General features: G+C 53.2%; 11 protein-coding genes. 4 read left to right on the top strand and 7 right to left on the bottom strand.

Annotated elements, in window-relative coordinates:
• Positions 1–1527, bottom strand: a 1527-nt coding sequence (locus ABYW01_RS05265; RefSeq protein WP_372831456.1) for a valine--tRNA ligase, incomplete at its 3' end; no start/stop codon positions are given.
• Positions 1528–1649: 122 nt separating this feature from the next.
• Here ABYW01_RS05265 and ABYW01_RS05260 point away from each other — a divergent pair.
• On the top strand, positions 1650–2753 hold the full coding sequence (locus ABYW01_RS05260) for a hypothetical protein (protein WP_372831455.1): 1104 nt from the start codon (positions 1650–1652) through the stop codon (positions 2751–2753).
• A gap of 75 nt (positions 2754–2828) precedes the next feature.
• Here the strand turns inward: ABYW01_RS05260 and ABYW01_RS05255 are convergent, their stop codons facing one another.
• Positions 2829–3365, bottom strand: a complete 537-nt coding sequence (locus ABYW01_RS05255) for a hypothetical protein (RefSeq protein WP_372831454.1) — start codon at positions 3363–3365, stop codon at positions 2829–2831.
• Positions 3366–3744: 379 nt separating this feature from the next.
• On the opposite strand from ABYW01_RS05255, the gene ABYW01_RS05250 reads away from it, so the two are divergent.
• The gene (locus tag ABYW01_RS05250) at positions 3745–4548 is read left to right on the top strand and encodes a sulfotransferase (protein WP_372831453.1); all 804 of its coding nucleotides are present in this window, start codon (positions 3745–3747) and stop codon (positions 4546–4548) included.
• A gap of 96 nt (positions 4549–4644) precedes the next feature.
• On the opposite strand, the gene ABYW01_RS05245 is transcribed toward ABYW01_RS05250, so the two are convergent.
• Entirely contained in the window at positions 4645–5070 is a 426-nt protein-coding gene (locus ABYW01_RS05245; RefSeq protein WP_372831452.1) for a DNA polymerase III subunit chi, read from the bottom strand.
• A gap of 1 nt (position 5071) precedes the next feature.
• Positions 5072–6565: a leucyl aminopeptidase gene (locus tag ABYW01_RS05240; RefSeq protein WP_372831451.1), complete on the bottom strand. Its 1494-nt coding sequence runs from the start codon at positions 6563–6565 to the stop codon at positions 5072–5074.
• A gap of 234 nt (positions 6566–6799) precedes the next feature.
• Here ABYW01_RS05240 and lptF point away from each other — a divergent pair, with 234 nt between their 5' ends.
• Positions 6800–7915 (top strand): LPS export ABC transporter permease LptF, encoded by a 1116-nt coding sequence (lptF, locus tag ABYW01_RS05235; protein WP_372831450.1) that lies wholly within the window; start codon positions 6800–6802, stop codon positions 7913–7915.
• Positions 7912–8985, top strand: coding sequence for an LPS export ABC transporter permease LptG (gene lptG, locus ABYW01_RS05230; protein WP_372831449.1), 1074 nt, complete (start codon positions 7912–7914; stop codon positions 8983–8985). Before lptF ends, lptG begins: the two co-directional genes overlap by 4 nt.
• Positions 8986–9058: 73 nt before the next feature.
• On the opposite strand, the gene ABYW01_RS05225 is transcribed toward lptG, so the two are convergent.
• The 3 genes from ABYW01_RS05225 to ABYW01_RS05215 form a co-directional block, all read right to left on the bottom strand.
• On the bottom strand, positions 9059–9526 hold the full coding sequence (locus ABYW01_RS05225; protein ID WP_372831448.1) for an RDD family protein: 468 nt from the start codon (positions 9524–9526) through the stop codon (positions 9059–9061).
• A gap of 124 nt (positions 9527–9650) precedes the next feature.
• Positions 9651–10889, bottom strand: a complete 1239-nt coding sequence (locus tag ABYW01_RS05220; RefSeq protein ID WP_372831447.1) for a YeeE/YedE family protein — start codon at positions 10887–10889, stop codon at positions 9651–9653.
• 170 nt (positions 10890–11059) lie between these two features.
• Positions 11060–11863, bottom strand: coding sequence for a tetratricopeptide repeat protein (locus ABYW01_RS05215; protein ID WP_372831446.1), 804 nt, complete (start codon positions 11861–11863; stop codon positions 11060–11062).
• Between the last annotated feature and the right edge of the window lie 193 nt (positions 11864–12056).

Raw genomic sequence — 12056 nt, 5'->3', positions numbered from 1 at the left:
GATGTCGAAACCGGTCACCAACACGTCGGTTGGGTGGAAGGTTTTCAGACGCTCGGTCATTTCCGGCCAGCCCAGTGTGCCGAAGGTCCACAGTGCGGAGCTGAACCAGGTATCCAGTACGTCGTCGTCCTGACGCAGTTCGGTGTCGAGTGCCAGACCGTACTTCTCGCGTGCAGCGTCTTTGTCGTTGGCAACGTAGACGTTACCTTCGTTGTCGTAGAACGCTGGGATACGGTGGCCCCACCACAGCTGACGGGAGATACACCAGTCCTGAATGTCGCGCATCCAGGCGTTGTACATGTTCTCGTACTGCTGAGGGACAAATTTGATGTCGCCGTTTTCAACCGCTTCAACTGCTGGTTTTGCCAGCGTTTTCGCATCGGCAAACCACTGGTCGGTCAGCATCGGCTCGATAACAACACCACCACGGTCACCGTACGGTACGGTCATGTCGTTTTCTTCGATCTTCACCAGCAGGCCGGCTTCTTCGAAGTCAGCGACTATCTGACGGCGCGCCGCGAAACGTTCCATGCCACGGTATTTTTCCGGGATGGTGGTGTCGATGTCGTTGTTTGGCGTGCCGTCGGTGTTGAAACCTTCCGCTTCGTCACGGATATCAGCGTTGTAGGTCAGCACGTTGATCATTGGCAGACCGCAGCGTTTACCCACTTCGTTATCGTTGAAGTCGTGCGCCGGGGTGATCTTCACGCAACCGGTGCCTTTCTCTATATCCGCATGGTCGTCACCGACGATTGGGATACGACGGCCAACCAGTGGCAGTACGATCTCTTTACCGATCAGGTCTTTGTAACGCTCATCGTCCGGGTTAACCGCAACGCCGGTATCACCCAGCATGGTTTCCGGTCGGGTTGTACCGACCACGATGAAGTCGTCGCCTGCTGCAGTTGTGACGCCATCTGCCAGAGGATAGCGCAGGTACCACATCTTACCTTTGGTCTCTTTGTTCTCGACTTCGAGGTCAGAGATGGCGGTGTGCAGTTTAGGGTCCCAGTTCACCAGACGTTTGCCACGGTAAACCAAACCTTCGTCACACAGGCGGATGAAGACTTCCTGTACGGCGTTGTAGAAACCGGAATCCATGGTGAAGCGTTCGGTAGGCCAGTCGACGGAGTTACCCAGACGGCGCATCTGATGGGTGATGGTGCCACCGGACTCTTCTTTCCATTCCCAGATCTTTTCGATGAACGCATCGCGTCCCAGATCGTGGCGGGTTTTGCTCTGTTCAGCGGCCAGCTTACGCTCGACGACCATCTGGGTCGCAATACCGGCGTGGTCAGTACCGACCTGCCACAGAGTGTTTTTACCCTGCATACGTTTGTAGCGGGTGAGGGCATCCATAATGGTGTGCTGGAAAGCGTGACCCATGTGCAGGCTACCGGTGACGTTTGGCGGCGGAATCATGATGCAGTAGGAGTCGCCTTCGCCGGATGGGGCGAAGTAGTTGTTCTCTTCCCAGGTCTTATACCAGGATTTCTCAATCTCGTGTGGCTGGTAGGTTGTTTCCATTAGATTCTGGCTTCTCTAATATTCATTCAAATTAATCGACGAATTATACCGGTTGCGGGCGATGGAATGTAGGGCTGAGTTTGCGGTCTAACTTCAAAATCGACATTAGGGGGATAATCTTTATGGATGATCACCTTCGTACAAGCTTAAGACGCCGTGGTTTTCTACCCGCAGAGGACCCGGATAGCCGTTTAACACTCGGTGAACGCTTTGAAATCATCGATCAGATCGGTCACGACCTGCCCAGTTTGTTATTAGAACCTGAATTTCGCTCATACATGCGTGGTCAGATCCTGCCGCACTGGCCGCATCCTAATATTCCGCCCAAATTGCTGTCGCAAGCACACCTCTATTACTTGCGGTTGGGGTTTATCGCCTCGGGCTATATCAATCAGATCGGTCAGCCGGTCACGCACTCTTTGCCTGCCAATATTGCCCGCCCTTTATATCTGATCGCAGAACTGCTGGAACGCCCGCCGATGCTGAGTTATGACGGTTACGCGCTGTATAACTGGAAGCGCTATGACCGGGAGAAAGCGATTGAATTGGGCAATATAGATACGATTCAGAACTTCGTCCATCTCTACGATGAGCACTGGTTTATTCTTGTGCATGTGGAGATCGAAGCACATGCGGCACGGATCATGGACGCGATCATGGCGTTGGAGGATTCAGCGGGTTTCGATGACGGTGACGCTGTGGATAACAGTCTGCAGCAGATTTCGGCGGCACTGGATAACATCCTGCAGGTGCTGCGGCGGATTCCGGATAAGATGTCGGATGAGTTGTATTTCAGTCGTTTCCGTCCCTATATCGGCCAGTTCCGCGATGTAACCTACGAGTCGATGGGACTGACGGTGAATTTCCGTGGCGAAACCGGTGCGCAGAGTTCAATGATGCCGACATTGGTGGAGTTTATGAAAATTCCTCATCAAGCCAACCGGCTGATCATTCACCTCAACGATATGCGTCACTACATGCCCCACGAGCATGTGGCCTGGCTGGATGCGGTGCGTGCCATGCCGGATGTGCGGTCGGTGGCCTCGCGTGAGCATTTTAACCATGTGCTTGAGCAGATGGCGGTGTTCCGCGAAGTGCACTACCACTGGGCGATTAAATACATCGCGCGGCGCTGTAACGATCAGCAGGGAACCGGCGGGACACCTTATCTGAAATGGTTGAAGTATCTGATCGATGAAACCCGACAGCATCAGGTTGCAGGGTAGGTATATGTTCCCACGCGGAGCGTGGGAACGAGATAATCGACAAGGGGCAGCCACGCCCCTCTCTTTTAGGGCGGATTAACTGGCGATTTTATCCGGTACTCTTTCGATCTGAGGGCGGACTTTGGTCGCGTCCAGATAAGCCACGTAGTTGGCAGGGATATCACGCTGAATGACCGTATTGGCCCCAATTTTGGCACCAAAGCCAATGCGAACGTCGCCAAATGCGCGCGCGCCAGCAAACAATTTGCAGCCATCTTCCAGAATCGGTGCTTTTCCGCGCCACTCGCCCAGCGTGACTTGCTGGAACAAGTCCACTTCGGCGCCGATCACCGCGCTGTCATTGATAATCACGCCCGTTGGATGAGGCAGGTAGAGGCCGGGACCCACATCCATATTGGATGGGATTTTTGTATCAGAGATCAGTAATCGGCTGAGCTCGAGGGCGATATCCAGCGGCAACATCAGTTTCCAGAGTGGCCCGCCAAACTTACGCAAGCGACGGAGACGGTAACAGAAGGTTATCCAGAATCCGGCGTGGCGCCAGCTGGCGTATCGTTTCCTGTCTGCGCGGATGTTTATCAGAGTTTCCTGGAGTGTCACTCTGCGTGTCATTCTACCAATCCTTTAGTTTTCATGATGTAAGACTGTTCGTATAACTGTCAGGCTGAATGGAGTCAACCGGTGTGAGCGCCCCTAATGACGCCGAGCAGGGAATTATAAAATAGGGACTCATTGGCTGTTATGCCTTATGGAACAAGAGGTTCCGCTTTTACATTTGTCGCGCTTCGAAAAAAATCACGCGGTATTTAAGAATATTGAGCAATGATTACGAAATGACGTCTATAGTTTTTTTTAGGCCAGATGTACTTGAAGTGACCGTAGGGGTGGTGACTGAAAGAGGCTCATCTTCTTGTCAGGGGCAAAAGAAGGGGCTGATATGTATCGGGTTTGGAAGGCCATATTTTGGCTGTTTTTGTGTGTTTGTCATCGGATGGGATTCAAAGCCGGGCGTGAGTCCGGACCTATTTTTATTGTCGGTCTGCCACGCTCAGGGTCGAGCTGGGTTGGAGGGTGTCTGGGGATAAGTTCTTCTGCCTTGTACTATCGTGAACCTTGTACACGGGCATACTCCGCAGCCAATGAGGGGCGTGTGGTGTTTGAGGTTACGCCGGATAACGTGCCTGATGCCTATCTGCTCTCCAGTCAAAAACTCTGTCGCCACTCACCGCATATTCGGCCCTCCGTGGTGGCTTATCCACATCAGTGGCCGCCTTTTTCACGCAATGTTCGGGTGCCGGTGGTGAAGGAGGTTAACCCTCTGGCCTGCAGTTGGTTTATTGATCGCTTTAATCCTCGGATGATGGTGGTGCTGGTGCGCCATCCAGCAGGGATAGCGTCCAGTATGAGAACACTCGGTTGGGTGTTGGGAGAGGCGTCTACACTGGATGACTGGCGGCGTTTTGGCGCACGTGTTGCGCGGGAATGGCAGCAGATGCTGGCGCAGATAGCCGATTGTGATCAGGTCAAAATTGTTCGCTATGAAGATATCTGTCAGGCACCACTTGAGACGTTTCAGGGGCTTTATCGTGAGCTGGGACTGGAATGGAGTGCAATGAGTGAGCAGTGGGTGAGAGGCAGTTCGAATGCCAAGTTGCAATCAAAAGACCACTTTAGCATTCGACGGGACAGTGCCAAAAATGCCTACCGCTGGCGTGAATCAATCACTCAGGATCAACTTCAGGCGTTAATGGAGGGGTATGCCGAATATGAGCTCCCAGACTGGTATCAGGCATAGATCAGTCGTGTAAACACGAGCGATGAGAGCAGCATAAAACCGGATGAGGTGTTGGTTTATATGCTGCTTAGGTAACGGTGTGAGTCAAAGCGGAACTTAGCGGCGCATATCGTTCATACGTACCGTAATATTGTTGTCCTGATACAGGCGGTAATTCTTACGGGTGGCCTGCAACACGTCGGGCACCTGTACGACTACTTCCAAAATACGTGCGTATTTCAGGGCGTCTTCAGGGAGGTCCAGCGCCATGTTTACAAACACCTGCAGGTGTTCCGGGCGCTGATCGCCCCAGCCCAGTGTAATCGGAGCGGTGGATTCACTGGCAATCAAGGTATGGGGTAGAAAGGCTTCCGGTTTGTGTTCCCACAACAGCTGGTCCAGATGTGCCGCCTCTTCCTCACTGGCGCAGTGAATGTGAAGCGGTTTGCCCGCCCCCATCACTTTCTCGCACAGGCGGCAGAGAAACAGGGAGCGGGCTTCCGGATCGGAGGCCGGCAGGACATAAAAGTCCGCTTCGCTCATATCAGTCGGTCGCCGCCAGATTCATAAGGTGCTGGCTCAGCAGAGGTACACAGCGGCCAGTTGCGCCTTTGTCTTTACCTTTGCTGTTCCAGGCAACACCGGCAATATCCAGATGAGCCCAACGGTAGCTTTTGGTGAAGCGGGAGAGGAAGCAAGCCGCCGTCACGGTACCGGCTGGAGGTCCACCGATATTGGCGATATCGGCGAAGTTGGAGTCCAGCTGTTCCTGGTACTCATCCCACAGCGGCAGGCGCCATGCTTTGTCTGCTGCCTGATCACCGGCCTGTAGAAGGGAATTTGCCAGCGCATCATCGTTACTCAGTAGGCCGGTTGCGTGATGACCCAGTGCCACAATGCAGGCTCCGGTCAGCGTCGCTACGTCAACCACCGTTTCAGGCTCGAAACGTTCGGCATAGGTCAGTGCATCACACAGCACCAAACGGCCTTCAGCGTCGGTGTTCAGGATCTCAACGGTTTGGCCGGACATGGTGGTCACAATGTCACCTGGCTTAGTCGCGCAACCGCTTGGCATATTCTCCGCTGCGGCAACGATACCGACAACGTTGAGTTCCAGATTCATTTCGCACAGGGCCGTCATTGCACCCATAACAGACGCGGCACCACACATGTCGAATTTCATTTCGTCCATGCCTGCGCCACCTTTCAGGCTGATACCGCCGGTATCAAAGGTGATGCCTTTACCAACCAGCACGTGATTCTTGGCGCCTTCTTCACCGCCTTTGTAGTGCATCACGATCAGCTTGGAGGGCTGGTCACTGCCGTGGCCCACAGACAGCAAGCTGTGCATGCCCAGCTGTTCCATCTCATCTTCGTCGAGGATGCTGACTTCCAGTGCATCGTGCTCTTCGCCCAGCGCCAATGCCTGTTCAGCCAGATAGGTTGGGGTGCAGATATTGCCCGGCAGGTTACCCAGTTCACGGGCCGTACTGATGCCATTCACCAGCGCAACGCCGTCCAGTACCGCATATTCACCCAGCTCGGAATCGTCTTCGCTAAGCAGAATAGCGATCTTATCCAGTGAGATCGGATCGGCTTTTTTGCTTTTGGTTTCGTCGTAGATGTACAGCTCGGAGCCCGCCCATTCGATCAGGTGACGGATCTGACGGTACTGGTCGTCATCCTTGCTGCCGAGACCGTCCAGTGCGAACACGGCACTTTGAGCGCGCACGCCCTTAATGGCGGCCATCGCGGATTTGACGATCTTGCGGTAATTGCGGTCGTTACGTTCTTCGCTTTTACCCAGACCGATCAACAGTACACGGCGTGCAGTCACGCCCGGTACTTTTTGCAGCAACAGTGTTTCTGCTGTTTTGCCCTGAATATCGCCGCCACCGACGATATCAGCGATGTAACCCTGTGCTGCTTTGTCCAGCGCGCTGGCGGACGGTGACAGCTGACCATCGGCTTCAATACCTACGATCAGACATTCAGTTTCACAGGTGGCGACATCGCCGTTAACAATTTCAAAATCCATGCTGACTCCAAACAAAAGACGGCTGCTTTACTCTCTGTATACAGTGATTCGGTGTTGAATTATTTCGGGAAATACTCACTTACTCTCTATAAGTGGGGCACTCTCGAAAAAATTTGCCTTGTCTTCGGACCTCCTTCGCGTATTGCTGGGGTCTGAGCAAGACATTGTGTACAGATTAAAGGATAATTATCGGTCCACTATAAACCATTTTCAGTTCGTAACAGAGTAGCGGATGTGATCGTTTTTCGATATTTGGCACGGGAAGTGTTGTACAGCATGGTTGCCGTGACCGGTGTTTTATTGCTGATTTTGGTCAGCGGTCGTTTTATTAAGTATCTCTCTGAAGCAGCTTCCGGTGATCTCTCTGCGGACGTTCTTTTTGAAATCATGGCGTATCGAATTCCCGGTTTTCTGGAGTTGATCCTGCCGTTAGGCCTGTTTCTCGGCATATTGCTCGGTTATGGCCGTCTTTATCTGGAAAGTGAGATGGTGGTGCTGAAGGCGTGTGGGATCAGTCAGAAGAGGCTGGTGGGCTATGCCATGGGACCTGCGTTGTTGGCTGCCGGGATAGTGGCGCTGCTGAGTCTTTGGATTTCACCGATGGGGGCGGATGCCACCGTTAGGATTTTTGACGAACAGAAGTCGCGCAGCCAGTTGGAAAGTTTGACGGTGGGGCGATTCCAGACCCATACCGGACAGCAGAGTCGCGTTTCCTACACGGATAAGGTCGGGGACGACGGCACATTGGGCCGCATGTTTTTGATGGAGTATTCCTCCAAAGGTCTGCCGGTTGTCGTAGTGGCCGAGTCGGGCGAGAAGAGCAGTGAAGGTGAAAGTGGTCAGCAGTTTCTGGTGCTGCAAAACGGTGTGCGTTATGAAGGGCGTCCCGGTCAGGCGGCGTATACGGAAACCCGCTTTAGTGAATACGGGGTACGCCTGAAACCCCCGGAGATTGTTTCCGGTATTACCAAAGCATCAGCTAAACCAACCACTGAACTAATGCAGTCCACCAACCCGGTGGATCAGGCGCAGCTGCACTGGCGTTTTTCGCTGCCCATTCTGGCGCTGGTTGTGACGTTGCTTGCCGTGCCGCTGAGCCAGGTGAATCCGCGTCAGGGACGTTATGCCAAAATGTTGCCGTCTATTATTTTATATCTGCTTTACCTGATGATTCTCAGTACGGCACGTAGTCAGGTAGAAGATGGCAAGGTGGGTGTGGAAGCGCTCTATGGGGTCCATCTTGTATTCCTCACTATCGCTTTGAACTTGCTGTTTGCCGGGCGCTTCTGGAGCAAACTGTTTAACCGTCTACCCTCACTTCGACTTTCACGCAGAAGGGGGGCAGTATGATGATGAACCGTATCGATCGGTATATTACGCGTCACGTACTGGGTGCGATCTTTATTGTGATGTTGGTGATTGTAGGTCTGGATCTGCTGTTTACATTGGTTGATCAGCTGCCGGATCTGACGCCAAGTTATCAGTTTAAGGATGCGCTTTATTATGTGGCGATGACCGGTCCGCGCCGGTTGTATGAACATATCCCGTTGTGCAGCCTGATCGGTTGCCTACTGGGTTTGGGGACCTTGGCGACGACGTCGGAACTGACGGTTATGCGGGCGGCGGGTGTTTCCACATTTCGTATTATTACGGCGGTGATGAAGCCCGTGCTGGTGGTTATTCTTGGCTCGTTGCTGTTGGGTGAATACGTGGTCCCGAAATCTGAGCAGGAAGCGCAGAGTTATCGGACGATTACCATCGCTGGCGGGCGTGTGGGGTCTACCAGTCTCGGACAGGGGTTATGGCACCGTGAAGGACGTACCTTCCTGCATGTGGAGACGATCTCCCTGAAAGGTGAGGTGCACGGTGTGACCCGATATCAGTTTGATGAAAATTGGGCACTGTCCAATGCCAGTGTGGCCAGCACCGGGACATTTACCGGTGATGGTTGGTTGCTGAACAATGTGGTTGAAACTCAGTTTTTGGGCGAAAGCACCCAGGTTGAGCAGCGCCCGACGGAGCAGTGGATATCGGGTATGACGCCATCCCTGTTATCCACGCTGATCATGGAGCCGAGCAACTTATCGATTAGCGGCCTGTATACCTACAGTGATTATCTGGGGGAGCAGGGGCTGTCGGCGGCTGATTACGAGGTGGCTTTCTGGGGTAAAGTCTTGCAGCCGCTGTCGATTATGGGGCTGGTGCTCGTCGCTGTATCATTTATCTTCGGGCCTTTACGCAGTGTGACCGTCGGGCAACGGTTGATTGCCGGAGTGATTGTGGGATTGGTCTTTAAGTTGATGCAGGATCTGCTGGGACCTGCGAGCACGGTATATGGGCTTGCACCTATTCTAGGGGTCACCGTTCCGATCGCCCTGAGTTTCCTGATCGGATGGCGCTTGTTACGACGCGCGGGGTAGCGGCACATTCCGCACACAAAAAAGGCGACGTGGGTGATTATCCGCGTCGCCTTTTTTGTACGTATTTATTCGTTTATGTTTTCTTCGCTTTCGCTTTTTTACTTGGCTTAGGGAGTTCGACAACGCAGGTTTTCGACGCCAGGTCATGCCACGCCATTTTCTCTTTGTTGAAAAACATCCATAGATATCCCAAACCTGCCGGAGCGATGGAGATGCCTGCCACGATGAAGCGAATCAGCGCCTGAGTCAGCGTCAGGTGTTCACCTTCTGGAGTTTGTACGCGTAGACGCCAAGCCAGCATGCCCAGCGTTTGACCGTTGCGTGTCCAGAAGAAGGCAAAGAAGCAAAAAGTAATAATGAACAGCAGGGAGTGAAACATCGGGCTGGTCTGGGCTTCGCCATGATTGATGGCTACCGCGACAAAGCCGATTATCATCCACAGCGCGACAATAATCATAAAGTCATACAACAGTGCTCCCAGTCGTTTAAACGGGGAAGCGGTTTTAACCTGATCGAAAGTTTCTGGAAAGCGGCGTTGCATAGTGTTTATCCGATGGTTCAGTCCTGTGAGCCGGGCATTTTATCAGGGCGCAGAACGAATAAGTAGAGATCCGGGAGAAGAGATCCCGGAAAGGGAAGGCCTCTTTCCGGGTGTGGTTGTACTGTCAGCAAGAACTGCGTGCGCCGGCTTCGTTGGGCAGGGCGAACAGCGGGCGCAGATACGTACCCAGCAGGCTGCCCACAAACGCTGCAACCAGCCATAACCAGCCGTGCAGGCTGCCAGATACAATGCCGCCAAAGTAGGCGCCGATATTGCAGCCAAAGGCGATGGTGGCACCGTAACCCAGCATCAATCCACCCAGAATAGCCGCCAGCCAGTGTTGCCATGGCAGACGCCACTGGAGAGAGAACTTGCCTGCCAGAGAAGCGGCCATCAAAGCGCCCAGGACGACACCAATATTGATAACAGAGAAGGCGTCGTATTGCAGTGGTTCGCCCAATGCGGTTTCTCGGCCCGGTTGTAGCCAATAGGTCCAGAAATCCAGCTCCAGTTCGAGCTCCAGTAACATCGCCAGCTTAGCGCCCCACAGAGGGTAAGCTACAGCGACGGCCCAAGGGTTGCCGATCATCGCCAGCGTCACAAAATTTAGCAACGCCAGTGCAACTGCTCCCCAGATAAAAGGCCAGGGTCCGGAGACCAGGCGTTGCGTAAGACTCCGATCACTGCCGGCATCGTCTTTTTCGACATTGCCGTGGTAACGTTTTTCGAGCCAAAAAGTGAAGGCTGCAATCGCCGCAAAGAGCGCTAGGTTGGCAATAATCGCCATGACAACGCCGAGATCATCAACTAACGAGACTGGGGCAATCTGCGGCAGCCCGGTCCACCATTCGTAGTCTTTGGTGGCCCAGAGTGCGCCTACAGTGAAGCCGATCATGCTTGGAATGGCGCGTAGCTGTCCACCGCCGACATGGTAAAGATTACCCGATGCGCAGCCATTGCCCAGCTGCATGCCAATGCCGAAGATGAAGGCTCCCACTAGTACTGACCAGCCCAGTGGACGAATAAAGCCGCGCACCTCGGTGCCAAAGAGCTCGCCGACACTTAATGCCGGGAAGAATAAGCAGACACCCACGGCCAGCATCAGCATTTGCGCCCGCAAACCCTTTCCACGCCGGTTGATAATGAAGTTACGCCAGGCGGTCGTGAAGCCAAAAGCCGCATGGTACAACGTTATACCCAACAGAGTGCCGACCAGAAGCAGCAGGGCCTGCTTTTCGCTGACCTCTTGTTGCAGCCATAACAGTCCCCCGCCCAGCAGGGCAAAAGACACGATCAGAATAAGTTTGGATTCGATTGATTTTACGGCTGAGGTATCAGTAACGGCTGTGTTCACACTGCTCATCTGTTTCTTCGCATAGAACTGGAGTGATTATTAAAATAGAGGGGCAGTCTACCACAGTGGATCAGGTGGTGATAATTTGACCAATGCCGCATGGCGGAAACGTTGAGGCAGGATTAAAGCCACAGTTCCCGAGTGAGAATTGTGGCAGGTAAGCGTGACAGCTCTAGCGCTTATTTATAAGGCGCTACGTACTGCTGGAAGTAACTGTCAGACAGCTCTTTTGCCGCTTCCATCTGGCTGTCATTCAGCTTCATCACCAGTCGGCGTTCGATCGCTTGTGCGGTATCGTTACCCAGCTGTGCAGCGTTGTGCATCCACGCGTAGGCGGTGATGTTGTTGTCGCGAGATTTGTCTGTGCCGTGATCATTGGAGTACAGCGTACCAAGGAAGAACATGGCATCGGTGTGGCCCTGCTTGGCAGCTTTACGGTACCAGCGTTCTGCTTCGGAGAAGTTTTGCTCGACACCGGTGCCAAAGTTGTACGCACGACCAATGTTATGCTGTGCGGATACCAAGCCTGTTTCAGCGGCTTTGGTATACCAGTTGAATGCTTCGACTGGATTGCGGCTCAGGCCATATCCGAATTCGTTCATCACACCCAGGCGGTTCATGGCTGATGCATCACCCGCTTCAGCTGCCGGCACAACGGTTTTCAGTTCAACCTGAAACTCTTCGTTTTTAAGCGCGCGCAGGCTGTTCACACTATCCAGATGCCCCACATTGGCACCGCGGGTATAAAAACGCTTCGCTTTTTCGACGTCTTTTTCTACGCCCCATCCATTTTCATACATCTGGCCCAGCATGTTAGTTGCGTCTGGGTCGCCATCTTTCGCCAGAGGCTCCAGTTCCTCAAGCGCTGCACTGTAATTCTGGCTGTCAAAAGCACGTGCGCCTTTGCCCAGATCGGCTGCAAGAAGAGCTGGAGTGTTTAAACTAAGCAGCAGTGCCGCTGCAAGAAGCGTTTTTTTGTTCATCGAAACGTCGCCCATAGCTAGTTTGGGATCGAAAATTTGGCGCCTATTATAACGGCGTCAGCCCTGATGAGAAAATGAACAGGCTCAACCGCAAAAATTATCAATCTGTGCACTTTATGCGGTGACGCTGTTTTAGTGGGTTCTAATATTGCGGCGATTCTACCGCAAATGCACAAAAATAGGCAGTCATCTG

Source organism: Pontibacterium sp., from assembly GCF_041587635.1.
In the GTDB taxonomy this organism is placed as follows: Bacteria; Pseudomonadota; Gammaproteobacteria; order Pseudomonadales; family Balneatricaceae; genus Pontibacterium.
Note: the sequence above shows the minus strand (reverse complement) of the source record. Positions and strands in the feature narration are given on the sequence as shown.